At 59.3% G+C, this 25,846-nt stretch carries 16 protein-coding genes and 1 rRNA gene; 11 read left to right on the top strand and 6 right to left on the bottom strand.

Annotated features, from left to right (window positions below; all coding sequences use genetic code 11):
* Positions 1-12: 12 nt before the first annotated feature.
* Complete coding sequence (locus tag Q1A59_RS00625; RefSeq protein WP_298482354.1) at positions 13-2,211, bottom strand: serine/threonine protein phosphatase; 2,199 nt, start codon at positions 2,209-2,211, stop codon at positions 13-15.
* Positions 2,212-2,668: 457 nt separating this feature from the next.
* Between Q1A59_RS00625 and pcs the strand changes: the two genes are divergently transcribed.
* The gene (pcs, locus tag Q1A59_RS00620; protein ID WP_298482356.1) at positions 2,669-8,137 is read left to right on the top strand and encodes a propionyl-CoA synthase subunit Pcs; all 5,469 of its coding nucleotides are present in this window, start codon (positions 2,669-2,671) and stop codon (positions 8,135-8,137) included.
* Positions 8,138-8,187: 50 nt separating this feature from the next.
* Here the strand turns inward: pcs and Q1A59_RS00615 are convergent, their stop codons facing one another.
* From Q1A59_RS00615 to recN, 3 genes are read right to left on the bottom strand one after another with little or no spacing between them, the layout of a single operon-like run.
* Positions 8,188-9,213 carry an MraY family glycosyltransferase gene (locus Q1A59_RS00615; RefSeq protein ID WP_298482357.1) on the bottom strand — a complete coding sequence of 342 codons (1,026 nt, stop codon included), beginning with the start codon at positions 9,211-9,213 and terminating at the stop codon, positions 8,188-8,190.
* 48 nt (positions 9,214-9,261) lie between these two features.
* Positions 9,262-12,492, bottom strand: coding sequence for a hypothetical protein (locus Q1A59_RS00610; RefSeq protein ID WP_299643367.1), 3,231 nt, complete (start codon positions 12,490-12,492; stop codon positions 9,262-9,264).
* 56 nt (positions 12,493-12,548) lie between these two features.
* Positions 12,549-14,324 carry a DNA repair protein RecN gene (gene recN, locus Q1A59_RS00605; protein ID WP_298482361.1) on the bottom strand — a complete coding sequence of 592 codons (1,776 nt, stop codon included), beginning with the start codon at positions 14,322-14,324 and terminating at the stop codon, positions 12,549-12,551.
* Between the two features lie 218 nt (positions 14,325-14,542).
* On the opposite strand from recN, the gene Q1A59_RS00600 reads away from it, so the two are divergent.
* Together Q1A59_RS00600 and Q1A59_RS00595 are read left to right on the top strand one after the other, a co-directional pair.
* Positions 14,543-15,067 (top strand): hypothetical protein, encoded by a 525-nt coding sequence (locus Q1A59_RS00600; protein WP_298482363.1) that lies wholly within the window; start codon positions 14,543-14,545, stop codon positions 15,065-15,067.
* A 13-nt stretch (positions 15,068-15,080) separates the two neighbouring features.
* The gene (locus Q1A59_RS00595) at positions 15,081-15,308 is read left to right on the top strand and encodes a hypothetical protein (protein WP_299643363.1); all 228 of its coding nucleotides are present in this window, start codon (positions 15,081-15,083) and stop codon (positions 15,306-15,308) included.
* A gap of 657 nt (positions 15,309-15,965) precedes the next feature.
* Here the strand turns inward: Q1A59_RS00595 and Q1A59_RS00590 are convergent.
* Positions 15,966-17,012, bottom strand: coding sequence for a trans-acting enoyl reductase family protein (locus tag Q1A59_RS00590; protein ID WP_298482365.1), 1,047 nt, complete (start codon positions 17,010-17,012; stop codon positions 15,966-15,968).
* Between the two features lie 447 nt (positions 17,013-17,459).
* Here Q1A59_RS00590 and Q1A59_RS00585 point away from each other — a divergent pair, with 447 nt between their 5' ends.
* From Q1A59_RS00585 to Q1A59_RS00555, 7 genes are read left to right on the top strand one after another with little or no spacing between them, the layout of a single operon-like run.
* Positions 17,460-18,878, top strand: a complete 1,419-nt coding sequence (locus Q1A59_RS00585; protein ID WP_298482367.1) for an amidase — start codon at positions 17,460-17,462, stop codon at positions 18,876-18,878.
* Positions 18,879-18,902: 24 nt separating this feature from the next.
* Complete coding sequence (locus tag Q1A59_RS00580) at positions 18,903-19,994, top strand: hypothetical protein (protein WP_298482369.1); 1,092 nt, start codon at positions 18,903-18,905, stop codon at positions 19,992-19,994.
* Positions 19,972-20,649 (top strand): class II aldolase/adducin family protein, encoded by a 678-nt coding sequence (locus tag Q1A59_RS00575; protein ID WP_298482370.1) that lies wholly within the window; start codon positions 19,972-19,974, stop codon positions 20,647-20,649. The genes Q1A59_RS00580 and Q1A59_RS00575 overlap by 23 nt, the downstream gene beginning before the upstream one ends.
* Before the next feature lie 11 nt (positions 20,650-20,660).
* Positions 20,661-20,942 (top strand): DUF507 family protein, encoded by a 282-nt coding sequence (locus Q1A59_RS00570; RefSeq protein ID WP_298482373.1) that lies wholly within the window; start codon positions 20,661-20,663, stop codon positions 20,940-20,942.
* A gap of 14 nt (positions 20,943-20,956) precedes the next feature.
* Positions 20,957-21,607: a DUF6962 family protein gene (locus tag Q1A59_RS00565; protein ID WP_299643358.1), complete on the top strand. Its 651-nt coding sequence runs from the start codon at positions 20,957-20,959 to the stop codon at positions 21,605-21,607.
* Positions 21,604-22,002 (top strand): FixH family protein, encoded by a 399-nt coding sequence (locus tag Q1A59_RS00560; RefSeq protein WP_298482377.1) that lies wholly within the window; start codon positions 21,604-21,606, stop codon positions 22,000-22,002. Before Q1A59_RS00565 ends, Q1A59_RS00560 begins: the two co-directional genes overlap by 4 nt.
* 15 nt (positions 22,003-22,017) lie before the next feature.
* Positions 22,018-22,914, top strand: coding sequence for a thioredoxin family protein (locus Q1A59_RS00555; protein WP_298482379.1), 897 nt, complete (start codon positions 22,018-22,020; stop codon positions 22,912-22,914).
* 1 nt (position 22,915) lies between these two features.
* Here the strand turns inward: Q1A59_RS00555 and Q1A59_RS00550 are convergent, their stop codons facing one another.
* Positions 22,916-23,899 carry a CaiB/BaiF CoA-transferase family protein gene (locus tag Q1A59_RS00550; protein ID WP_298482381.1) on the bottom strand — a complete coding sequence of 328 codons (984 nt, stop codon included), beginning with the start codon at positions 23,897-23,899 and terminating at the stop codon, positions 22,916-22,918.
* Positions 23,900-24,345: 446 nt separating this feature from the next.
* On the opposite strand from Q1A59_RS00550, the gene Q1A59_RS00545 reads away from it, so the two are divergent.
* Positions 24,346-25,830 (top strand): 16S ribosomal RNA (locus Q1A59_RS00545).
* The last annotated feature ends 16 nt before the right edge of the window (positions 25,831-25,846 follow it).

Raw genomic sequence — 25,846 nt, 5'->3', positions numbered from 1 at the left:
GCTCCGCCATCCCTATCGCCACTCGGCAAACATCACATCGCTGCCGCGGGTCGGCACGCCGACGCCACCGCGCACCGGCGCACCTTGCTCGTCGCGCACCGTGAACGTCACCTCTTGGCGGGGGCGCAAACCGCAGACGCGCGCATTGCCTCCGGAGTCGAACGCACCGCTGAGGCGCAGACCGTCAATAGAAACGATCCAGCCCGCTGTATTAATCCCGCGAATCTGGATCAAGATGCAGCGCTGATCTTCATTCTCATTCAGTTTCACAAAGCGCAGCCGCGGCGGTTCCGGCGGCACGGTTGGGGTAGGCGGGGGTGGTACACCGGTATTGTCGATTAACCAGCGCTCGACATAACCGCTCAACCCAATCAGACGCGAGTCGGCGCTGGAGCGAATGCGCACCCGATACCAACCAGCCGGTTGTTCGCTCAAAATATCTACTTCGTCACCGTTGCGGATAGGCTCGGTCGCGGCGCTTTCAGGCGATGGTTCAACCCGAATTCGGGCAAAAGTACCTTGAGCATCTTCTTCAATCCGTCCGGTATAGCGATAATCGGGACGCACACCCGACACGACGCGCACGCTGCTATAGTCGCGCAGGGTGACGGCAGCGCCGGGAACCGGCGTGCCATTAAGTTCGAGGGTAAAGGGCGCCGAACCGGTGAGTGGAATGTTCAGGGTACTGATGCGCAAGCGCAATTCGCTATCACTCCTGCCGGCCATAATCTCGAGAGTGACCGGGTCATAGCCGGCGGCGCGCAGGGTTGCAGTGCGGACGGCGGATAGACCCGAACCTTGCACGGTAAACTCAAGTTGAGTCGCGCCGGTAAAGAGTTCGATGGGGAAAATGCGATCAACACGGAATGATTGGATCGGCATCGGCGATCTGGTTGGTGCAGGCGCAGGCGAAGGTGATGGAAGCGGGAGAGGACTCGCCGTAACCGTGGTCGGGTTAGCAATCACAGGCGTTGGCGTGGACGTTGCCACGCGGTTGAGGCCAATTGCTGCGAGCAACCCGAGCAAGATAATGGTAATGACGCCAATGGCTACCGGTGCCGACCAATTCAGATCGCGCTGGGGGGCTGGCGCAGCGCTGGTTTGGGCCAACTCGCGTTCGATGGTGTCGATCGTTTGCATCACCTCGCTCACCCGCGAGTCGCCTGAGGGTAGCCGGTCGAGCGCCGAACGGTAGACGTTCAACGCCTGCGCCAGTTGGCCGTGGGTGCGCAGCGCAGCGGCATCATTCATCAGGGGCGCGACCGGATCGGTCAGTGATGGGGCAATCATTGCTGGCGCTTGCGGTTCGGCAGTAGCCATAGCTGGTGAGGGTAACACCGCTTGCCACTCTTTGAGGGATGGGCAATTCATAGGGGTTGCGCTTTGCCAGAGCCGATCAAGCATTTGAGCAGGGCCAAGCCCCCAACGGCGGGCAAGCGCGTCGCGAAGGATATGGTAGCGTTCGGTTGGCTGCAGCAGATCAGCGGGAGTGAAGAAGCTATCCGTTGCAGCGGCAGCGCGCACGGCGTCGTCGCACCAGCCAAGCAATTCAAGGATCAGCAACGCGCCGCCGAAGCGGTCGGCTGACAATCCCTGCGCTGGAACCGGATGCTGGTACGGGCTGGTTGGCGTTGGCATAGCGAGGCGGAGCACGCCGATGCCATGCATTGTTTCAAGATCGACAAGTGCAACCGGTGCGGCTGCGCCGGGATCTATCAGGCCGGGGAGCATCACATGGGCTGATTGCAGATCGCTATGCACGAGGCCGCGTTGCTCGATCTCAACGAGCAGATTGGTCAGTGCTCGCGCTAGCGCCAGACTTTGGCTGGGGCTAAGCGGGCGACGGTGATGGATCAATTCTTGCCACGGCGGGCCATGCACCCACGGCATCAGGATGGCGTAATCGAGTTCGGGCCGCGTTGTCACCAAGGCCGGTTGGTTTGTGGCAGTGATGATCATGCGGCGTGCTGCTTGCAAGCCGGGAATAGTGCTCACGTGCTGCAACTGCTGCGCGTGTTGAATCAACGACGGCTCGCAAAGTTGGGTTTGCACTTTGAGCGCAACAAACCCCCCTGCCGTGCGCAATTGAACCACCCGGCTGCTTTGACCCTCTTGCACAAACGGGCGTCCGGGAATGGCCGGATGGGCACATACCTGATAGCTGATCCCGTCGATCACTAATTGCTCGTCAATCGCAGGTTGAAAGGGCATGGATGTAACCACACTCTGAGCGGCGGCAAGTGGTTGGCGCGGTGACTGGGTTGTTCGTAACTGCGCCATGGATGATACAATTTAGTATACCACCTTGCAATGTAAGCTTATGCGACGATTGCTGGTAGGGAGGTTTGCTGCCGTTATGCCAATGGCTCGGCTGCCGTTCTCGCCGACCAATCCAATGATCTGTCTTGTTTGTACTCAGGCGCCAGCCGCCGCTCGGCAGCGGTTGGTTCCAGCTATGCATAGGACGCATATCGACAATCCAGATTTGATCGGTCGACATGAGCTGCACCGGTGTGGTTATGCATCTCTGTTAAGCAAACGGTGAACAATTCTCAATTATTGAGGTCTTGACGAATTGCGTCACGAGGGGTAACCTATAATATGCACCCCTTGTTATCTATATCACAACCGGTAGATTAGTTTTGACATGCGTCGAGGAGGACTGTCGATGATCGACACTGCGCCCCCCGCCCCACCACGGGCGCCCCGTTCTAATCCAATTCGGGATCGCGTTACTTGGGAACAACAGCGCGCTGCTGCGCTGGCCGATCCCGGCGCCTTCCATGGCGCAATCGCTCGGACGTTGATCCACTGGTACGATCCGGCCCATCATTGTTGGATCCGCTTCAATGAGACGAGTCAGCGCTGGGAAGGGCTTGATGCGGCCACCGGTGCATCGGTCGAGGTGGATTATCCAGCCGACTATCAGCCATGGGAAAAGGCGTTTGATGATAGCGAAGCGCCCTTTTACCGCTGGTTCCTTGGCGGTTTGACTAATGCCTGTTTCAACGAAGTTGACCGCCACGTCATGATGGGCTACGGCGACGAGGTGGCCTTCTACTTCGAGGGTGATCGCTGGGATAGCTCGCTCAATGATGGTCGCGGCGGGCCAGTAGTGCAAGAGACGATCACCCGGCGGCGGTTGCTGGTCGAGGTGGTGAAGGCGGCGCAAGTGTTGCGCGATCTTGGCCTCAAGAAAGGTGACCGGATTGCGCTCAATATGCCGAATATTATGCCGCAGATCTATTATATCGAGGCGGCTAAGCGGTTGGGAATCATTTACACGCCAGTTTTCGGTGGCTTCTCTGACAAGACGCTGTCAGATCGCATCCATAATGCCGGCGCGCGGGTGGTGATTACCTCGGACGGCGCCTACCGCAATGCGCAAGTGGTGCCCTACAAAGAGGCTTATACCGATCAGGCGCTCGATAAATATGTGCCGGTGGAAACCGCGCGCCAGATTGTGACCGATACGCTAGCGACATTGCCGTTGACCGATGACCAGCGTCAGAAGATACTTGCCGAAGTTGATGCGGCGTTGGAGGGTGAGATCACCATCGAGCGATCGGACGTGATGCGTGGGGTCGGGGCGGCGCTGGCTCAGATGCGCGATCTGGATGCGGCCATCCAAGCCAATGTGCGCACAATCTTGGCGCAGGCGCTGGTGACAACGCCGCCGCGGGTTGAGGCAGTGATTGTGGTGCGCCACACCGGTCAAGATATTCTGTGGAATGAGGAACGCGATCGCTGGAGCCATGAGCTGCTGGATGCGGCCCTTGAGAAGATTTTGGCCAATGCGCGCGCTGCCGGTGTTGATGTCCATAGCGAAGCTGAGCTGTTCAGCCTATCCGATGAACAACTTATCCGCGCGCTCTATGCCAGCGTTCCCTGCGAGCCAGTCGATGCCGAGTATCCGATGTTTATCATTTATACTTCTGGCAGCACTGGCAAGCCCAAGGGTGTAATCCATGTTCACGGCGGGTATGTCGCCGGCATTTTGCACACCCTGCCGGTAAGCTTCGATGCCGAGCCGGGTGATACGATCTACGTCATTGCCGATCCGGGCTGGATTACTGGCCAGAGCTATATGCTCACCGCGACGATGGCTGGTCGCCTCACCGGCGTGATCGCCGAGGGGTCGCCGCTCTTCCCTTCATCGGGTCGCTTCGCCAGTATTATCGAGCGGTACAATGTGCAGATCTTCAAAGCCGGTGTCACGTTCCTGAAGACGGTGATGTCGAACCCGCAGAATATCGAAGACGTGCGGCTCTACGACATGTCAACTCTGCGGGTAGCCACCTTCTGCGCCGAGCCGGTTAGCCCGGCAGTGCAGCAGTTCGGGATGCAGATCATGACGCCGCAGTATATCAATTCGTACTGGGCGACCGAGCACGGCGGCATTGTTTGGACGCACTTCTACGGCAATAACGACTTCCCGCTCCGTCCTGATGCGCATACCTATCCCTTGCCGTGGATTGCCGGCGAGGTGTGGGTGGCCGAAACGGATGAGAGTGGCAATGTGCGTTATCGGGTGGCCGATTACGAAGAGAAGGGCGAGATCGTGATTACGGCGCCCTATCCGTACCTGACGCGCACAATCTGGGGTGATGTGCCCGGCTTTGAGGCCTATTTGCGCGGCGAGATCCCGCTGCGGGCGTGGAAGGGCGATGCCGAGCGGTTTGTGAAGACCTACTGGCGGCGCGGGCCGAACGGCGAGTGGGGCTACATTCAGGGCGACTTTGCCATGAAGTACCCTGACGGCAGCTTTACCCTCCATGGCCGCTCGGACGACGTGATCAACGTGTCGGGCCACCGCATGGGCACCGAAGAGATTGAGGGCGCGATCCTGCGCGATCGCCAGATAACACCCGACTCGCCGGTTGGCAACTGTATTGTGGTCGGCGCGCCGCACCGCGAGAAGGGTCTGACGCCGGTCGCCTTCATCCAGCCAGCGCCGGGCCGGCGACTAACCGCTGCCGATCGCCGGCGGCTCGATGAGATTGTGCGCACCGAGAAGGGGGCGGTGAGCGTGCCTGAAGATTACATCGAGGTCAGCGCCTTCCCCGAAACGCGCAGCGGCAAGTATATGCGCCGCTTCCTGCGCAATATGATGCTCGATGAACCGTTGGGTGACACCACGACGCTGCGTAATCCAGAGGTGCTGGAAGAGATCGCGGCCAAGATCGCCGAGTGGAAGCGCAAGCAGCGCATGGCCGAAGAGCAGCAGATCATCGAGCGCTACCGCTACTTCCGCATCGAGTACCATCCGCCTACAGCCAGCGCCGGTAAGCTGGCGGTGGTGACGGTGACTAACCCGCCGGTCAATGCGCTTAACGAGCGTGCACTCGATGAGCTGAATACGATTGTCGATCACCTCAGCCGGCGGAGTGATGTGGCGGCGGTTGTCTTTACCGGTCAAGGTGCGAAGAGCTTTGTGGCCGGTGCCGACATTCGCCAGTTGCTCGAAGAGATTCATACGGTCGAAGAGGCGATGGCGCTGCCAAACAACGCACACCTCGCCTTCCGCAAGATCGAGCGCATGAACAAGCCGTGCATCGCGGCGATCAACGGTGTGGCGCTCGGTGGCGGTCTGGAGTTTGCGATGGCCTGCCACTATCGGGTGGCCGATGTCTACGCTGAGTTTGGCCAGCCTGAGATCAATCTGCGCTTGCTGCCCGGTTATGGTGGCACGCAACGGCTGCCGCGCTTGCTCTATAAGCGCAATAATGGTACCGGTCTGTTACGCTCGTTAGAGATGATCTTGGGTGGGCGCAGCGTGCCGGCTGACGAGGCGCTCGAGTTGGGCTTGATCGATGCAATCGCGACCGGCGATTACGACGCGCTCGCGCTGGCGTGCGAGCTGGCCCGTGAGGCGATTGGTCCCGATGGCACGTTGCGCGAAGAGGCGGCAGTCACCAAGGCCTTCCGCCACCGTCACGAGCAGCTCGAAGAGTGGCGTAAGCCCAACCCGCACTTCGCTGATGACGAGCTGCGCTCGATCATTGCTCATCCGCGGGTTGAGCGCATTATCAAGCAGTCGCATATCGTTGGGCGTGACGCCGCCGTGCATCGCGCCCTTGATGCGATCCGCTACGGCTTCATCCATGGTTTCGAGGCCGGTCTTGAGCACGAGGCGAAGCTATTTGCCGAGGCAGTGGTTGATCCGAATGGTGGCAAGCGTGGGATCCGTGAGTTCCTCGATCGCCATAGCCCGCCGTTGCCCACACGCCGGCCATTGATCACTCCCGAACAGGAGCAACTCTTGCTAGAGCAGAAGGAGCTATTGCCGATCGGTTCGCCCTTCTTCCCCGGCGTCGATCGGATTCCGAAGTGGCAGTACGCGCAGGCTTTCATCCGCGATCCAGAGACCGGTGCGGCGATGCACGGCGACCCGATCGTGGCTGAGAAGCAGATTATCATTCCGGTCGAGCGGCCTCGGGCCAATCAGGCGCTCATCTACGTGCTGGCTTCGGAAGTCAACTTCAACGATATTTGGGCGATTACCGGCATTCCGGTGTCGCGGTTCGACGAACACGACCGTGACTGGCACGTGACCGGTTCAGGCGGGATCGGTTTGGTGGTGGCGCTCGGTGAAGAGGCGCGCCGCGAAGGCCGGCTGAAGATCGGCGATTTGGTCGCTATCTACTCTGGTCAGAACGATCTGCTCTCGCCGTTGGTGGGCCTTGATCCGATGGCAGTCGATTTCGTCATCCAAGGCAATGATACGCCTGATGGTTCACACCAGCAGTTTATGGTGGCGCAAGCGCCGCAGTGTATGCCGGTGTTACCAGATATGACCATCGAGGCGGCGGGTAGCTATATCCTCAATCTGGGCACGATCTATCGCGCGCTCTTTACCACGCTGCGGGTGCAACCCGGCCGCACGATTTTCATCGAGGGCGCGGCAACCGGTACCGGTCTCGATGCGGCCCGCACTGCGGCCCGCAACGGCCTCAATGTGATCGGTATGGTCAGCTCGGCTGACCGCGCAGCAACGGTGATCGGAGCAGGCGGCAAGGGGGCAATTAACCGCAAAGATCCGGCGATCGCCAATTGCTTCACCCGCGTGCCGGAAGACCCGTCTGAATGGGCGTCATGGGAGGCTGCCGGCCATCCGTTGCTCGAGATGTTCCGATCCCAGAACGATGGTCGCTTGGCCGATTACGTGGTCTCGCACGCTGGCGAGACGGCCTTCCCGCGCAGCTTCCAACTGCTCGGTGAGCCGCGTGATGGCCATATCCCAACCCTGACCTTCTACGGTGCGAGCAGCGGTTATCACTTCACCTTCATTGGCAAACCCGGCGCAGCTTCGCCGACCGAGATGCTGCGCCGGGCTGGGTTGCGCGCCGGTGAGGGGGTCTTGATCTACTACGGTGTGGGTAGCGATGATCTCATCGATAGCAGCGGCCTTGAAGCAATTGAGGCAGCACGGTTGATGGGGGCGCGGATTGTGGTGGTGACGGCTAGCGATGCGCAACGCGAGTTTGTGCTCTCGTTGGGCTTTGGTGCGGCATTGCGCGGCGTGGTCAGCATCGCCGATCTCAAGCGGCGCTTCGGCGATGATTTCGAGTGGCCGAAAACGATGCCGCCGCTACCCGATTCGCGCAAGGATCCGCAGGGTCTCAAAGAGGCGGTGCGTCGTTTCAATGACCTGACCTTCAAGCCGATCGGCAGTGCGGTTGGCGGCTTCTTGCGCACCCCTGATAACCCGCGCGGCTATCCCGACTTGATCATCGAGCGTGCCGGCCACGATGCGCTCGCGGTGAGCGCGATGCTGATCAAGCCCTTCACCGGACGGATCGTCTACTTCGAGGATATCGGCGGGCGGCGCTATTCGTTCTTCGCGCCGCAGATTTGGGTGCGCCAGCGCCGTATCTATATGCCGACGGCTCAGATCTTCGGTACGCACCTCTCGAACGCTTATGAGATTGTGCGGATGAACGAAGAGATCAGCGCCGGTCTGATCACGATCACCGAACCGGCAGTGGTGCCGTGGGAGCAGTTGCCCGAAGCGCATCAGGCGATGTGGGAGAACCGCCATACCGCGGCGACCTATGTCGTCAACCATGCCTTGCCGCGGCTTGGTATCAAGACCAAGGACGAGCTGTACGAGGCGTGGACATCGCGCGAGGAGTAGCGATGTTGGTGCGGGGGTGTAGGGGTAGTATGCACGCTGCCCCTACACCACTACCTTCCCTGCCGTGGCTGCCCTGATGGGCAGACCCGTTCGAGCCAGACGATCCCGCTGATGGCAATGACTAGCAGGCCGGCAAACACGAGGTAGGCCTCAAAGGGCCGCGCTTGAGTGACATAGACCCCTACCAACCCGCTTGCACCGGCCAGCAAATAACAAGTCAGTACCGATTCGCGCTTGGTCATTCCGAGCGCGTACAAGCGGTGGGAGAGGTGATCTTTGCCGGCAGTGGTGAAGGGGTTGACCCGCCGGCGGATCCGGGCCACGAAGACGAGCGCGAGATCAAAGAGCGGCAATCCTAGCACGCAGACCGGTACTAGCCACGTGACCAGCGGGGTATTGCTCAGAAAGCGTAGCTTGATCGCGAGCGCCGCCAACATAAAGCCGATAAACAGGCTGCCGGTATCACCCATAAAGATGCTAGCTGGGTTAAAGTTGTAGCGCAAAAAGCCGATGCAGGCCCCGATCAGCGCTGCCGACATCGCGCCGACCAACACCTGCCGCGGTTCATTCATTGCTGCTAGCAACAAGAAGAATGCGGCGGCGATCGTAGCTACCCCGCCGGATAGCCCATCCATATTGTCGAGAAAATTGATCGCGTTGGTGATGACAATCACCCATAGCAGGGTGATCGCCCAATTCAGCGCCGACCACGGTAAGAGTTGCACCTGCGTCCCGCCGAGCAGCAGAACGATAGCTGCCAGCGTTTGCCCAGCCAACTTGATCAGTGCCGGCATCCCCCAGCGGTCGTCAACCAACCCGAACAGCGACACAATTGTCGCGCCAAGCAAAATTCCAATCAATTCGCGAATATGGGCCTGATCGCCAAAAATGAGCAAGGCGGCGACGAACGCGGCATAGATCGCCGCCCCACCAAGCAACGGGATCGGCGTGGTGTGGTTGTCGCGAGCGCGGGGAATGGCAATCACACCACTGCGCAATGCCATGCGCCGCGCAATCGGTGTGGCGAGGATCGAGAAGGTGAGTGCAGCGATCAAGATGAGGGCGATGTTAGCCATAGCCTGTCGTTTCAATGCCAAGATGCAAAGCTGCCTATAGTCTTGGCGTTATTTGCGCGCCTGTTCAATCAAGGTCATCAACTGCTCGACCCGCGCCATCTCGTTGGTGCGCCCGCTAGTTTGCAAGACCGCCAGCAACCGGCGCGCTTCGGCGAGCGCCGCATCGTATTGCAGCGTTTCACTGAGGATCAGCGTGTATTGCTCGCTCAACGCAGCATTGTCGGGTTGAATAGCAACTGCACGTGCAAACGGTGCGACCGCGCCGGCCATATCCTCGGTCTGCACCGCTAGCCGGGCCACGGCGGCGTATAAGCCGGCAGCTTGCGCGGTAAGGGCAGGCAGATCGATGGCCCGTTCGGGCTTGCCTTGCACTTCGGCGAGGGCCTTTTCGGCCAGTTCAGCCTGCGCCGCAAAGGCGGTGCGGAGTTGACTGAGCAGATCGGGCCGACTGCTCAGCCCCCGTGCAATCCGATCAAGGTTTTCAACCATCTGCTGCGGCGCCTGTTCGATGGCTTTCAGGTAGAATGTCGTAGCTGCGTCGAGATCGCCGGTGCGGAAGCGCACCAAATCGCCGCGTCGGAGCGCCGTGTCACCAAAACGCGGATCAAGCCGGGCTGAGGTTTGCAATAACTCGTCAGCTTGTTGGAAGAAGGCGCCAGCTTGGACGGCATCGCCGCTCGTCGTTGCGTGCTCGGCCAGTTTCATCAACACACCGGCTCGTTCGTTTATGAGGGCTACATCTTGCGGTGCAATCTCGGCCACCCGTTCGTACCACTGGAGTGCCGTGTACAACCGTTGCACGTCACCCGTCCACCCATACCAGAAGGTGTTGATCCGACCTAGATTAGCGTAGTGATCTTTGTTGAGTGGGCTGAGCTGGTGAGCGCGTTGCAGAGCTGCTTCGGCATAGGCAATCAAACTGAGGGGGGCGGAGCGTTGGACGAAGGCGGAAACCGCTTCCACGCTATTAAGCCGCAGCAGTGCGTCGAGATCGGGTTTGCCGGCCTCGCCCATCGCTGCGCCTTGCCCGCGCAGGGTGTCAGCTAGATTCATCAGAGTGCGGGCCAAATGCAGGTAATAGAAATCTTCGCCGGGATTAGCCCGAATGGTGGCAATCGATTCGTTGAGCGCAACTAACAGTGCTCGCGCCGAGACTTGTCCCTGATCACTGTAGCTTTGCGCTTGCTGGAAACGCATATCGGCATAGACCGGCTGAATGTTCAGCCACCAGATCAAACCGGCAGCAACAAAGCCGATCAAGCCGGCAGTGCCGAGCATACCGGCAGCAGGCCGGCGCGTAGCGGGCCGGCGCGTGAGTGGACGTTGCTGGCCGCGCCGGGCCGGTTGACGTGCCGCCGTCTTGGTTGTGGCGACCGGCTCAGGCGCCGGGGCAGATTCTTGGCTGCACTCGACCCGTTCAGCCGCAATCGTGAGACCAAGCAGCAGCCAAAACATCATCAGCGTCGCCACAATTGGGATGCCGGTCAAACCCTCGACCAGATGGGCCGTGATCGCGCTCAGGATGGCGATGATAAGCAGATGGTGCCGCCAACTGGCCGGCTGGCGCAATTGGCGCAGGCAGAACCAAACAAAGCTGCCGATCAGCCAGAGATAAGCGGTTAGGCCGAGCAACCCTTTGGTCACAATTTCATCGAGAAAGGCCTGATGCGAGCGGTCGGGCGAAGCGCCGCGCGCTTCGACATTAGCCAGCGATGGCGGGTAGAAACGGTTGAAAGCGACAAACATGCTCTCTGGCCCCCAACCGATCAGTAATCGCAGCGGGTCGCTGGTGATAAGACCAATGGTTCCGCCAGCGTGCTCATCTCCCACCCAGATCAAGCGTCGCACCAACCCAGTGCCGCTCTCGACTTCCAACAGCCGGCCCATCCGGCCAAGGTACGGGACCTCGCGCAATTGGGTAAAGAAGGGCGCATCCGAGAGGTTAAACACAATCAGAAAGCCGCCGGTCGCCAGCGTGATCGCCACCCAAGCCGCCAGCGCCTGCGCTAGCAACCGGCTGCCGTGCCAATTGCCGCTCACATGTAGCCGCTTTCGCCCGTACCACAGCGTGAGTGATACGAACAAAAACAGACCTGCTCCCAGACCAATCCACGGCCCGCGGCTCTGGCTAAAAAAGATGGTGACGATGACAAGAGCGAGCACAATGGCGCTGGCCGCTGCCTTGAGCTGCCATCCCAACCGCGATGGCTCCGCCGGCGCTGGGCCGAACAGGGTTAACCCATAGCCGGCGAGCAGCGCGACCACTGCCAATCCCAACCACAGCCACCAATCGAGCGCATTAGCGGCAATGTCAGGAGTAGCGAACTGTTGCACGCCAGTGGTGGCATTGACGGCGAAGGCCAGCCCAAAACCGAGCAGATACGCGAAGGTGAGCAGGAGGGGCCAACGTGGCAGCGGCTGGCTGCGGTTGATAGTCAGCAACCACCAGAGCGCCGTCGCGCAGATTACTGCTCCCGGAAAGAGCCACCAGTAGCGGAAATCAATTGTGCGGATCGCGACGCTAAACTTCAAAATCGCGATAATCAGCAGCATGCCGGCCAGCCAGAGCAGGCCGCGCGCTATTGTCCAGCGCCATTCGGCAGACGGCTGCGAAGTGAGCGGCGCATTACGCGAGGCGGCTAGCGCCGCGAACAGCCGGTAAAGCGCCAGCGGCACGATCATGATGAGATACGCCGCTACAAAGATCGAATTGCCGAGCGTCGAAGCCACCCGCGCAATTACATCGCCGCGCCACGGCAGCGGGTCAAGCTGGTAGTGCTGCATGATGCCGTACACTGCCACCACCGCAGCGGCGGCGAGGCTCATCGTGATAAAACGTTCACGTTGGGCAGGGGTGCGCACAGTGAATGCCGCCAGCACGCCGAGCATAAGATAGGAGAGGTAGGTGTACAGTCCCTGCATCCGCTGGTATGACCCCCACAGGCTGGCGGCGGGAGTGATCGAGGTAACGGTCGTTAGGATAAAGACGGCAGTGTAGGCAACCGTAGGCCAGAAGAGCGGCATTGCGCGCAGCGCGGCCCACCATGAGCCGTTGGCTGATGGCTGATCTGAGGCGCGCTGGTTCAGCCAATCGAGCAGCCAGACGATGGCGGCAGCAACCCCGATCAGCGCCAGCGAACGCAGCGTTGCCGCTTTATCAGGTTCAAAATGGCGCGCGGAATAGAGGTTGAAGTAGATCGGTACCAGCGTCAGCGCCAGCAACCAGCTCGCCTCAACGATCCACGCGCTCCAGCGACTTAGCGAACTTTGGGGAGACATAGTGGCGACAACGGCCTCTCTATTAGGGCAGCCGATTGGCTGCCCTGCTCATCGGTTTATGAAGCTCGCTGAGGGGACGGCCCGTGGGTTGCCCCAGCCACCCCTCCTTTCCACGCCTGCGCCCGTTCCAAGATCTGACGGGCATTGGCCCGGCTATGGTCGTTGGGTATGCCGTCAAGCATAGCCGCAATCTCATCGATCCGTTGTTCGGGCGACAATGACTCAACGCTGGTGCGGGTGCGTCCAGCGACCACTTCTTTACGAATATGGTAATGGGCGTTAGCAAAAGCGGCGACTTGCGGCAGGTGGGTAATACACAACACCTGATGGCGCTGGCTGATTGCCCACAACTTTTGGCCGACCACATGCCCGGCGCGCCCGCCCACTCCAGCGTCAACCTCATCAAAAATCAGCGTCGGCACCTCATCAACCTGCGATAAAATCGATTTCAGCGCTAACAGCAAGCGCGCGCTCTCGCCGCCGGAAGCAATGCGGGCCAGCGGTTTCAATGGCTCGCCGGGGTTCGGTGAGATCAGAAACTCGACTCGATCGATGCCGGTACGATCGCAGGCCAGCCGGCGGCCATTGATTAGCGGGCCGTTCGGATCATCGGCGTGATCAATTTGGACAGCGAACTGCACATGTGGCATCGCCAAATCACGCATCGCCGCGCTGATTTGACGGCTCAACTCCTCACCGGCCTGCCGCCGCCGTTGCGACAGCTCAAGCGCGCGGCGGGCCAATTCAGCGAGCAGGTGTTGCTCTTGCGTCTCAAGGGCGGCGATCTGGGCGGTGCTGTTGCTCAACCGCTCGATCTCGGCCTCGGCGCTGGCGGCTCGCTCGATCAACGTTGCCACATCCACGCCATACTTGCGTTGCAGATCACGCAACACGGTGAGGCGATCTTCAATCGCATCGAGCCGGCGCGGATCAACGTCAAGATCGGCGCGATAGCGGCGCAACCCGATCACCAGCTCTTCGAGCTGGTAATGCAACTCGGTAGCCTGCTGGGCCAACGGCCCGGCTCGCTCATCGAAACGGGCCAGCTCGGTGAGCGCATCAGCCGCCAGTGACAGCAACTCAACTGCCGGTCGCTCGCCACGCCCTTCGGTGCCGGTGTACAGCGCCCGGTAAGCGTCATCAGCCAGCGTGGCGATGCGCGTTGCATTCTGCATAATCGAACGCTCGCGCAGCAACGCTTCCTCTTCACCCGGCTTGAGCTTCGCCGCCGCCACATCGGTGCGCAGCATTTCTAGTTCCTCAATCCGAGCCTGCCGGCGCGCCTCACCGGTGCGCAGATCGACCAACTGGGCTTGCACAACGCGCAGCGCGGCCAATTGTTCGGCTACTTGTTGGCGGAGCGGCAACAGATCGCCGAAGCGGTCGAGTAACTCAAGGTGGGTGCGCGGGTTGAAGAGTGATTGGCCCTCGTGCTGGCCATGAATATCAATTAAACGACTGCCGATTTCGCGCAGGGTGGCGCTGTTGACGGCTCGGCCATTGATGCGGGCGACGCTTCGTCCCGATTCAGCCGAAATCTCGCGGGCGAGGATGACCTGATCTTCATCTTCGTCCAGCAGATCGTGTTCGGTGAGCAGGGGGAGCAAGTGCGGGCAATCATCGAGACTAAAGACGCCCTCGATCCGGGCGCGAGTACAGCCAGCGCGCACAAAGGTGGGATCGACTCGTTCGCCGCGCAAGGTGCCGAGGGCATCAATAATGATCGACTTACCAGCGCCGGTTTCGCCGGTCAGCACGTTAAAGCCCTGCTCAAAGCGCAGATGCAGACGGTCAATAATGGCAAAATCCTGAATCTGCAACTCAAGTAGCATACGGCAGGCGCAGTACCCGTCTGAGCGTTTAACCACCGGAACGTGACGCAACAAATACTCGCATGGCATTGTACCACAACCGCCTTGCCCACCGGTTGTTGAAAAAGTAGTACAAAAGTTCTTGACAGTCCATCGTGGCTCTGGTATACTTTCGAACAAGTGAGCGGGCGAACTTTTGTTCTATTATGATACTGGCTATTTCGCGGAGGAGGGCTGCTATGGCAGTAACAAGTCGTGAAATCCGTTCACCGCGCCGGATGTCTACGATGGCCGTGCCGGCGCCAGCTCTCGGTACCACAGCATATATCGTGACTGGGTTGTTGGCAGTTCTAGCGCTTTATGTGCTGGTCAGCGCCGTCATTAGCTGGGGGCAAGTAGTGGTTGATGACTGGCGGTATGGGCGACCACGCACGTTCCATCTGACGGCGGATGTCGGTCGCGCCGAGGAGACCGTTAGGCCAACGCGCCTGATCGCGATGAATCTCGATCGGCAGGTGTTGATCCTCGAAATTCCCGGTGGTGACGTGAGCAAGACGCGCACGCTGATCGGGCCATACTTGGTAGGGGCGAACGAGGATTTGACGCCGATCACGATGCGCTTGGCCGATCTAAACGGCGATTCCTTGCCCGATCTAGTGGTTGGGATCAAGAACGAAGAGATTGTTTACCTGAATCGCGGTGACAGCTTTGGTCTCGTGACTGCCGAGGAGCGGCAGCAAATCGTGCGCCAGATGGGTCGTTAGAAAGCAAGGTTCTATGGCGGCTGGCAAACGTTGTCTTGTTCGACCACGAGCCGGTGATTGGCAGGTGGTTGGGGTAAACCAAGAAGGATTGGTTGCGGTTTGGGTGATTCATGCTGGTTATCAAGCTGTTGGCAGGCGCGCTCGCTTACGAGGCACGCAACGCAATCCTAAGGTGGCTTTTGGCAGATGTGCCCGCCGGTATCCGGCGGGCACGCTGGTTGTCGTAGAGAATGGCCGCTAAAAACGTAACGCACGTTTGGGTGGATGAAGCACTGGATAGGTGCGTTCCTCCTAATGGGAACGCGTTGGTATTTGGTGGTTGAGAGGTGGACAGAAATCGATTGTAACTATTGATTGATCGCTGTGCAATGCCTCAACGCTTGGCGCTGCGCACCCCTCGCCCGCGCCAGAGGAGAGGGCTGATAGAACGTATGGTTGAGCACAGCCGCTTACTTCTACGCAGAGAACCCGGCCCGGAAGGACCTCGCTCGGCTGACAAAGCCTGCTGTGCAAGCTGCTGACCCTCATCCCCCCTCAGGGCGGGCGAGGGGGAGCTACGAGATGGCAGGCACGGCATTGCGGGCGTGGAACACAGGAGCCTCGCTAGCACCAGTGGGAGAAGGGCAGGAATTGAGGATGAACCGCCTCATCTCAAAGCCATCCCCTACATCTACACTCGTGTGTTCTGTCGGCTCTTGAATATTCGTTGGAAAGGACGGTCATGTGGTTGTTGCTTGTAGCTCCACCTTCGACCCGGCAAAGTTTCGCGTGTAGACGTAGAACTACCGCAGTGGGAGATATGGAATGCGGCATCTCTACTGCCATATAGCAGTTACCACGAAATGGTGAAAGAGTTTCTGCTCAATACATGCCAACATACTGGCATATAGCTGTATCGCTATTCGTCACTCCTTGTTACTCCCGGCACCTCGCAGATCAAATCCGGTCCGTACAATCCTGCCGGGGTATGAAAGCCGGCGGTTGTGTGGCCGTTCAAGACCCGCTGCACAATCAGCAGCGCCGTCTGCACGGTGAGCGTATAGCCCTCTGGACAGGTCAAACGGCTGGTTGCGCACCGTCCCGTCGTATCGGTGACTTCCCCCACGATGATGCTTCGCCCAGTAGCGCGGGTGGTGGCATCGGGTCCGTGCAATGTCCGTGCTAGCAAGTGGCGCAATCCTGCTCGTATTGTTGGTAGCTGCACGATTGGCAGGAGCTGCCGAGCTAAGCTGAACCAACGCTGTGCGCGGCGTGGGATCGCTACGAAGGTCTTGATGTTGGGAATGCCGGTGGTGTAGTAGGCAGTGGCGACATCACCCCACGGAATGCTCACGCACGGCTGAGGCCCCCGCCCAAAATCGAACATGCGCACCTCGTGCAATGGCGGTGTGATAATGAGCTGGCCGTTGCGCCGCTCACAACCGCGAGTGGTCATAGTCAACATCGTGATCGCAGTGCCGCGCGAGATACTGCCAAAGGTGCGAAACGCCAGCGCCAACGACGTCGCCTCCGGCAACCGGCGGGCAAGGTGAGCGGCCAGACAATCGGATGGCACAACATCAAAACCAACTCCCGGCATCAACATCACTCCCGTTCGTCGGGCAGCGGCATCTTGCTTGGCTGCGGCCTCAAAGACGCTAATCTCGCCAGTGATGTCAAGGTAGTGAACTCCCGTCTGTAGGCATGCCTCAACCATCGGCGCACTGGTCTCTTGGAAAGGACCGGCGCAGTGTAGTACCACTTGCGCGCCTTGCAACGCTTGGTGTAACCCCTCTCGATCCTCAAGCCGGCAAATGGTGAATGGCAAACCTAACGTGTTGGCCAACGTCCTAATTGCAGCCGCATTACGCCCAGCCAACCGCGGTCGTAGACCGGCTGCTACTGCCGCGCGGGCAATCAGTTCGCCAGTGTAGCCGTTCGCACCGTAAATGATCCAGTCATTCATTAGGCATGGTTTCTTTCGTAAACGAGCAAAGCCTAGGTTGTGGTAGACAATCCGTTGCTCATACTTGTCTTCTGCTATGCGTTCTCATCATACACCACGGAATAGCTGCCAAAACGTACAAAAGCCGCAAAAATCTGCTGGTCACCTTCTGCATTAGTGGTAACCAAGCCTGCGGAGCGGGCTTCGCACCCATCGCTCGACCCTTTAGGGCCGGGGATATTGCGGGCGGCGTGGGGCTTGGAATTGTCACAGAAACACACAAAAGTCTCCAAAATCTTGACGTTTCCTCTTTGCGTCATGTGTGTCTTTTCGTGGCTATTCCCACATCAGGCCTGCCATCATAGGAAAGACTTGCAATCCATTGTAGGCATTCCGATGTATCATAACCTCTGCGAGCTGCGATAATGACCGATCGCTACCATCCGTTGCCTTGAACGAGAGATTCCTATGCCTACCGACCTCTGTTTACAACCGGCGACCGCCATTGCCCGTTTGATCCGCCAGCGTGCCATCTCGGCCAGCGAAGTGCTTGCGGCTCATTTAGTTCGGATCGAAGCGCTCAATCCATTGGTGAATGCGATTGTCACGCTCGATGTGGAAGGTGCGCGTGATCGCGCTCGTGCCATTGATCAGGCGCTAGCGCGCGGTGAGGATCCCGGCCCGTTGGCTGGCTTGCCGGTGGCGCACAAAGATCTGGCCGAAACCAAAGGCATGCGTACCACCTATGGCTCGCCGATCTTTGCCGATTTTGTGCCCGACTTCGACGCTCTGATCGTTGCTCGCCTCAAAGCTGCCGGGGCCGTGACTATCGGCAAGACCAACACTCCCGAATTTGGCGCTGGTTCGCAGACCTTTAACCCAATTTTTGGCCCCACCCGCAATCCCTACGACCTAAGCAAAACCTGCGGTGGCAGTAGTGGCGGGGCGGCCGTGGCATTGGCATGCGGGATGATCCCGATTGCCGATGGGAGCGATTTGGGCGGCTCGCTGCGCAATCCAGCCGGTTATTGTAACGTGGTCGGTTTTCGCACCTCACCCGGTCGCGTGCCGGTTTGGCCGGATCCCACCCCATACTTGCCATTCGCGATCGATGGCCCAATGGCGCGCACGGTGGCCGATATTGCCCTGATCTTGCAAGCCATTGCCGGGCCTGATCCACGCGCGCCGCTCTCGATCAGCGAGCCGGCCAGCATCTTTGCCCAACCGCTTGAATGCGATCTGCGCGGTGTGCGGGTGGCGTGGAGTCCGGATCTAGGTGGTTTGCCGGTTGATTCGCGGGTGAGCGACGTGATTGCCGCGCAACGGGCCGTGTTCGAGCAGCTCGGTTGCATTGTGGAAGAGGCGACTCCTGATCTCAGCGACGCCGACGAGATCTTTCAGGTCATGCGCGCCTTTCGCTACGAACTTGCACTCGGTGAGCTGCTCGATCGCGAACGCGCTCGTATGAAAGATACGGTGGTTTGGAACATCGAGGCCGGGCGAGCGTTGAGCGGGCCGCAGGTTGGGCGTGCAATGCGCTTACACGCGGCGTTGCTAGCACGCCTGCACGAGTTTATGCAGACCTATGAATTCATTATCGCGCCGGTGAGCCAAGTGCCGCCATTCCCGGTCGACCAACCGTATATTACCGAGATCAATGGCATACCGATGCGCAACTATATCGAATGGATGCGCTCGTGCTACTACATCTCGGTCTGTAATACGCCGGCAATCGCCGTGCCAGCCGGCTTCACCCATGACGGATTACCGGTCGGGTTGCAGATCATCGGCCGTCCGCGTGCCGATGTCAGAGTCTTACAACTAGCTTACGCCTATGAGCAGGCGACGCAACACTGGCGGCGCCATCCGCAACTGGCGACGGCGTGAAAGCGACAGTGCTATAATGCAGACGTGCAAACGAGATCACTGCCAGCCGTAATACCATCAACGCTGGGACGACCCCACATCATCTTCTTCTGTGAGCTTGAGGGGCCGGCCCTGCTTGAGTTACTCGCCACACCGGGGTTGCTCGACTTTCTCGCCGCCGGTGAGTACGGCGTTGCTGTCGCCCTGCACAATCTCTCGGCAGAGACGGCGCAAGCAATTGCCACCCTCAACCAACACCGGATCCCGGTGATTGCATGGTTGCTATTGCCGGCGGAAGAAGGGTTCTGGTTTAACCTCCAGAACTATCCGCAAGCGATTGAGCGCTACCGTGCCGCGCGGCAATGGGCGATCGCGCACAAGCTGCACTTTCAGGCGATTGGGCTTGATATTGAGCCTCCGCTAGGGGAAGTGATTGCCAGCCGGCGACGTGGCATTCGTGACATTGCTCGCCGGATCTGGCTCGCCCACGAAAATGTCTTGTACGAGAGCGCGCGGTCCGCTTACATTGATTTGATCGCCGAAATGCACCACGACGGCTACGAGGTGCATACCTACCAGTTGCCCTTGATCATCGATGATCGGCGTGCTGCGACTACAACCATTCAACGCGCACTCGATATTGTCGATCTCCCGGCTGACGTAGAGGTGTTGCTCTGCTTTAGCAGTATTCCGATCGAAAAATTGGGTAACGATCTTGGTGGCGCGCTGATCGACAGTTACGGCCCGGCGGCTGATGCGATCGGGGTCGGTTGTATTGTCGGCAGCGCCGTGCGATCAAGCAGCGCCGAAGATTTGCCTCCACTCACGTGGGACGCGCTCGAACGTGATTTGCAACTCGCCGCACATTACACCGATACCCTTTACCTCTTTTCACTTGAAGGGTGTGTGGAACGCGGCTTATTGCCGCGTCTCAACCAGATTGATTGGACGGCAACGCCACGCCCTGACCTTGCTAAGCGGCTAGTAATTCAGAGTTTGCGAACCGTACTACTCATCGTAATGCTTATCATGCGGTTTAGCCGTCCGCTGCTGGCATGGTCGGGCTGGATTGTTGCCGCTGTCTTGTTCTTCCGTTTACGCCAACACAAACGCTATGACAACCACCGAACTCACTGAGGTAGAAGCGGCGCTGCGCGCCGAGATGGTTCTATGCGGTCGTTTATTGTACGAGCGCGGGTTGATCGTTGCCGGCGACGGCAATCTCTCGGCGCGGTTGCCCGATGGGACGATCCTGATGACGCCGGCAGGTTTGGCGAAGGGGATGTTATCCGTTGACGATGTCGTTGTAGTTGATCTTGATGGCCACTTGATTCGGGGTGCGCCGGGCCGCCAACCATCGTCCGAGCGCTATCTGCACCTCTTCGTCTATCGCCAGCGGCCCGACGTGATGGCGTGCGTCCATGCCCATCCGCCAACGGCAGTGGGGGCGACGTTAGCCGGAGTCAACTTAGCGGAACCATTGTTGCCAGAGGCGTTGATCGCCTTAGGGCCAATTCCAACCGCACCCTACGCCCTGACCGGCACTCCTGAAATGGGCGCGGCGATTGCGCCGTTTGTCGCCGATCACGAGGCCATCTTGCTGGCCTACCATGGCGCCTTGACCTACGGTGCCACGTTGATGCAGGCGTTTCACCGCATGGAACAAATTGAACACTGCGCGCGCACCTTGCTGGCGGCCCATCTCTTTGGCGGCGCGCGCCCGTTGCCGCCCGAACGGCTCGCCGAACTAGCCGAGGTGCGGCGCGCGTTTCGGGCCGCTGGACGCATTTAGAGGGGGCACCAATGAAGCTTTCTCCAGCGAAAGTTGAGCAACTTGCGACGATGCTGGTCGATGTGTTGGCCGAGACGGATGGGGTGCTGTTTCAAGCTGGCGATCCAGAACTGCGGGCTGCCATTGTCGATATTATGACTGATGAACTTCAGGTGGAAGATCGCCTGAATGCCGAGGTGCATCAGATGTTGCAGGCGTACAAATATGAGATTACGCACGAACGGCTCGATTACGACACGCTCTTTCGCCGTTTGCGCCAGCGCCTGATCGCTGAACGAAAGATTGTGCTCTAGACCAAGGTTGCCATGTGAAGCAATGGCTTGTCGATCTCCTTATTGCTGATCGGCGTGAACAGACCACAGCGGCAACTGATTTGGCGCTGGCAGGAGCAGCGCTGATTTCGATACAACGCTTACGCGGCGTTGCAGGTTGGCGCCGGCGCATCTGGCAAGTCGCTTTTGCCCTCTTGGCCGCCAGCAGTGCGCTGGGGGCTATTGTGCATGGGTTGCGCCTCTCACCCTCAACCCGTGAGCGTTTGTGGCAACCGCTGAACGTATTGCTGGCACTCATCATTGCTCTTTTCACGACCGCTGCGTTCAGCGATCGCTGGGGAGAACGAACCGGGCAGTGCGTTTTGCCAGTGCTAGCCCTAATCGCTCCCGGTTTTACGTGGCTCAGCCGGCGGGTGCAGCGGGGTTTTCTCGCGTTTATTATCTACGAATTGGTAGCGATGGTCAGTGCATTGGCTATCTATGCCGATTTGGCCCGTCGTCGCCAATTGCCCGGTGCTGATCGGATCATGCTGGGGATTTTAGTCACGATCGCTGCCGCTGGTATTCAGACCAGTTCGCTTGAAGTCGTGATTGGCGAGATACCATTCGATCACAACGGCCTGTTTCATCTGGTCCAGTTGGCAGCCTTGCCATTGTTGGTCGAAGGTGTACGGAAATCGCTATGACGGGTTTCATTCGTTCACTCGGTTTTGTTGTCTTGCTTGCTCTCGTAACGGCGTGTGGCAACAGCGTGACACCGTTGCGCGAAACGAAAATCGTTGATGGCTTGTCAATCACTCTCGACACGCCCGACCGGGCCAAGATGAATACGGCGGTCGATTTTGTGGTTTTGCTCACTGACGCGCAGGGCAATCCGGTTAATGACGCCAACGTGTATCTCGATCTCGATATGCCGGAGATGCCAATGGGGGTGACGCGACCGGTCGCCTTGCCAGACGGGCCGGGGCGTTATTGGACGCGCACAGCGTACACTATGGAAGGCTGGTGGGAAATTACCGTTGTGGTGGAACGAGCCGAAACCACGTATCGAGCCACGTTTCGTCGTGATGTCTTGCAATAGAGGAGAACGTTTGTTATGCACTCGCGTCTTATTTTGGCGATGGTGTTGCTCGTGGCCGTTTTCATCTCAGGCTGTGGCCGCCAAGTAGCGTCACCTCAAGCCGAGGCGGCGCCAATTGCACCAGTGATTGCCGCATCAGAATTGGTGGTTGGTCTTAACCGGCTGCCGTTTGGCTTATTACAGGGTGGTGTGCCGCTCAACGATCCAAATCTTTCACTTGATGTAACATTATACTACGTTGGCCCCGGCGGTGATCGCACCCAGCCGGTCACAACGGCCAAGGCCGTCTATCGAGGTCAAGGGCTGCCGGTCGGTCTCTACGTTGCTTACGCCAATCTCGATCGGGCTGGCGGTTGGGAAGCCGAAATTGTCATTCCGCAGGCAGGTGGTACGCAGAAGAGTCGCATTCGGCTCGATGTAAGCGAGCGCGCCTTTGCGCCCATGGTCGGTGATAAAGCCATCCCGTCACGCAATCTGACCGCGGCTGATGTGCCTGCGCTCGATCAGTTAACCTCAGACCCGCGGCCTGATCCTGATTTCTACCGGCTGACCATTGCTGATGCTATAGCGAGCGGCAAGCCATTCGTGGTGACGTTCTCAACGCCAAGTTTCTGCCAAACAGCGGTTTGCGCACCGAATATGAGTGTTTTGAAGCAACTCAAGAGCGAATTTGGCGATCGGGTCAACTTCATTCACGTTGAGGTGTACCCCTATCCATTCGGCGAGTCGTTTCAACAGGCCAAGCTCGTGCCGGCGATGCAAGAGTGGAATCTCCGCACCGAGCCGTGGACATTCCTTGTCGATGGCAACGGTGTAATCCAAGCGCGCTACGAAGGTGGGATTACCTTCGACGAGCTACGACCGGCGATTGCCCAACTTGCGGCTGGCCAATCGGTTAACCCGATGCCGTAGATCAGGTTTCGATCGCCAACGCCACGCTTACCGGTCCGTCTTGCGCTGCTTCTTGCGGGGTCAAGACGGGCGAAACACATGCGTCGAGCGGCGCGAAGATTGCCATCCATTCAGTGAGTGAGCGCTGGCGAAAAGCCGCCGCTAGCGCAGTGGTGAGTATCGGCTGAGCAGCAGGGTCGTACTGTAATGGAACGAGATCGGGCCGGTTGAGCGCCGTGCAGACCCGTTGCCAGAAATGGGTTTCGAGTGCAGCGACAGCGAGAAAGCGGCCATCAGCCGTCTGATACAGACGGTAACAAGCGAGACCACCGCTAAGCGTATCATCAGCCGCCAACCCAGCGATCGCGAGCGCCAATGCTGGTGTATTGAGCCAACGCGCAGCGGCAAGCATTGAGGTTTCGATGCGACCGCCTTGGCCGGTCGTAGTACGGGCGAGCAAGCCGGCCAAGACGGCGCTGGCGGCCATCAAGCCGCTCACCATATCAGCGGCGTGAACACCGGGTACGCGCGGTGGCGGCTCGCCAGCAGCGAGCAACCCGCTTAACGCTTGTGCGTTCAAATCGTGCAACGCCTCGGCGCGGCGCGTATGGGTTGCCGGCGCACCGCCAATGGCTACTATCAGCAACCGCGGATTAGCCTGTAACAACACGTCATCAGACAGACCGAGCCGGCCAAGCGCACCCGGGCGCAAGCCATCGATCAGCACATCAGCCGACCGTACCAAATCGTGCAAGACTGCTTGATCGTTTGCTTGGCGCAGATTCAGCACCCGGCATTGCTTGGCGTGATTAAGCAGCGAAAAGAGCGGATTTTCACCAGTCTGATCGAGTGGAGGTAGGGTGCGCATCGGGTCTCCGCCGGGACGTTCAATCTTGATCACCGTTGCCCCTAACTTGGCAAGGATCGCGGCACAAAGTGGCCCCGGGATATAGCTGGCGATTTCAACTACCGACACGCTGCGCAACGCTTGCGAAAGGTTCAGCATAGCTCCTCACTGCTCGTCGTTCTAATCAATGCCTCATAAATCGTAACACAGCTAGCGCGCACGGTTCGTTGTGAAAGTGGTGAAAAATTCACAAAATTGCTCTTGCTTCAAAAAATTGATTTAAGGCTTCCTCAAGGGCAGAAATGCGAAATTTTGTACCCTCTTGACAACCTACGACCAGCGTGCTATACTACGCGGGCTGGAACGAACGAGGTCTCACTCGCGAGCAGCGAGGCAGACCAAACAAGTGGAGAGCAAACTCGAGCGAAACGCGCTGAAGACAATTCAGAGACGTCGCCAAGAAAATTCAGTACGCTGAGTTTTCTTGGTTTTGTTTTCTCCCTCGTTCCGCAGAAGCACCTTCACAACTGAATGACGAGTGAACCAGAGATAAACGCCATGTCAATTCGGTGACGGGAAACAGCGCAAGCTGTGGCTCAGCACCAATCATGTAGAGTTTGATCCTGGCTCAGGACGAACGCTGGCGGCGTGCCTAATGCATGCAAGTCGAACGCAGCGGCCATGTGCCGGCTGCGTGGCGAACGGCTGAGGAACACGTGGGTTACCACCCCCGGAGTGGGGGATACCCCGTCGAAAGACGGGACAATCCCGCATACGCTCTACGGAGGAAAGCCAACCGGCGCTCCGGGACGGGCCTGCGGCCCATCAGGTAGTTGGTGTGGTAACGGCGCACCAAGCCATTGACGGGTTCCCGGTCTGAGAGGACGACCGGGCAGACTGGGACTGCGACACGGCCCAGACTCCTACGGGAGGCAGCAGCAAGGAATTTTCCCCAATGGGCGCAAGCCTGAGGGAGCAACGCCGCGTGGAGGACGACGGCCTTCGGGTTGTAAACTCCTTTCGGGCGGGACGATGATGACGGTACCGCCAGAAGCAGCCCCGGCTAACTCTGTGCCAGCAGCCGCGGTAAGACAGAGGGGGCAAGCGTTGTCCGGAGTTACTGGGCGTAAAGGGCGCGGAGGCGGTCTGCGGCGTCGGCGCTGAAAGCGCCCCGCTTAACGGGGCGAGGCGCGCCGATACGCGCAGGCTTGAGGCGAGCAGAGGGCGGCGGAATTCCGGGTGGAGCGGTGAAATGCGTAGAGATCCGGAGGAACGCCAGTGGAGAAGTCGGCCGCCTAGGCTCGACCTGACGCTGCGGCGCGACAGCGTGGGGAGCAAACCGGATTAGATACCCGGGTAGTCCACGCCGTAAACGATGCCGGCTCGGCGTTTGGCGCGCGCGAGCGCGCTGGGCGCCTTAGCTCACGCGGTAAGCCGGCCGCCTGGGGACTACGAGCGCAAGCTTAAAACTCAAAGGAATTGACGGGGGCCCGCACAAGCAGCGGAGCGTGTGGTTTAATTCGACGCAACACGAAGAACCTTACCCGGGCTTGACATGACGCTGCAGGCGTCGGAAACGACGCGGCCTTCGAGGGGGCGTCACAGGTGCTGCATGGCTGTCGTCAGCTCGTGTCGTGAGATGTTGGGTTCAGTCCCGCAACGAGCGCAACCCGCGTCGGTAGTTACCGGTGTCTACCGAGACTGCCGCCGTGACCGGCGGAGGAAGGCGCGGATGACGTCAAGTCAGCATGGCCCTTACGTCCGGGGCGACACACACGCTACAATGGCCACGACAATGCGTTGCCAAGCCGCAAGGCGGAGCTAATCGCCAAAACGTGGTCTCAGTGCAGATCGGGGGCTGCAACTCGCCCCCGTGAAGGCGGAGTTGCTAGTAACCGCGTATCAGCCATGGCGCGGTGAATACGTTCCCGGGCCTTGTACACACCGCCCGTCACGTCATGGGAGTGGCTAATGCTTGAAGTCCGTGGGCTAACCCGTATGGGAGGCAGCGGCCGAGGGCAGGAGCCGCGACTGGGACGAAGTCGTAACAAGGTAGCCGTACCGGAAGGTGCGGCTGGATCACCTCCTTTCTAGGGAGCAATCCCA

The sequence above is a fragment of the uncultured Chloroflexus sp. genome (assembly GCF_937951745.1).
In the GTDB taxonomy this organism is placed as follows: Bacteria; Chloroflexota; Chloroflexia; order Chloroflexales; family Chloroflexaceae; genus Chloroflexus.
The sequence above is the reverse complement of the archived record's forward strand: the minus strand, read 5'-3'. Positions and strand labels throughout refer to the sequence as shown.

What these genes read in the sequence shown, in the direction of transcription:
- Q1A59_RS00600 (WP_298482363.1), top strand. Translation starts at nt 14,543, where the DNA reads ATGGCAGTAACAAGTCGTGAAATCCGTTCACCGCGCCGGATGTCTACG.
- Q1A59_RS00560 (WP_298482377.1), top strand. Translation starts at nt 21,604, where the DNA reads ATGACGGGTTTCATTCGTTCACTCGGTTTTGTTGTCTTGCTTGCTCTC.
- Q1A59_RS00610 (WP_299643367.1), bottom strand. Translation starts at nt 12,492, where the DNA reads ATGTCTCCCCAAAGTTCGCTAAGTCGCTGGAGCGCGTGGATCGTTGAG.
- Q1A59_RS00575 (WP_298482370.1), top strand. Translation starts at nt 19,972, where the DNA reads ATGACAACCACCGAACTCACTGAGGTAGAAGCGGCGCTGCGCGCCGAG.
- Q1A59_RS00550 (WP_298482381.1), bottom strand. Translation starts at nt 23,899, where the DNA reads ATGCTGAACCTTTCGCAAGCGTTGCGCAGCGTGTCGGTAGTTGAAATC.
- Q1A59_RS00590 (WP_298482365.1), bottom strand. Translation starts at nt 17,012, where the DNA reads ATGAATGACTGGATCATTTACGGTGCGAACGGCTACACTGGCGAACTG.
- recN (WP_298482361.1), bottom strand. Translation starts at nt 14,324, where the DNA reads ATGCTACTTGAGTTGCAGATTCAGGATTTTGCCATTATTGACCGTCTG.
- Q1A59_RS00585 (WP_298482367.1), top strand. Translation starts at nt 17,460, where the DNA reads ATGCCTACCGACCTCTGTTTACAACCGGCGACCGCCATTGCCCGTTTG.
- Q1A59_RS00595 (WP_299643363.1), top strand. Translation starts at nt 15,081, where the DNA reads ATGGCGGCTGGCAAACGTTGTCTTGTTCGACCACGAGCCGGTGATTGG.
- Q1A59_RS00625 (WP_298482354.1), bottom strand. Translation starts at nt 2,211, where the DNA reads ATGCCCTTTCAACCTGCGATTGACGAGCAATTAGTGATCGACGGGATC.
- Q1A59_RS00555 (WP_298482379.1), top strand. Translation starts at nt 22,018, where the DNA reads ATGCACTCGCGTCTTATTTTGGCGATGGTGTTGCTCGTGGCCGTTTTC.
- Q1A59_RS00570 (WP_298482373.1), top strand. Translation starts at nt 20,661, where the DNA reads ATGAAGCTTTCTCCAGCGAAAGTTGAGCAACTTGCGACGATGCTGGTC.
- pcs (WP_298482356.1), top strand. Translation starts at nt 2,669, where the DNA reads ATGATCGACACTGCGCCCCCCGCCCCACCACGGGCGCCCCGTTCTAAT.
- Q1A59_RS00615 (WP_298482357.1), bottom strand. Translation starts at nt 9,213, where the DNA reads ATGGCTAACATCGCCCTCATCTTGATCGCTGCACTCACCTTCTCGATC.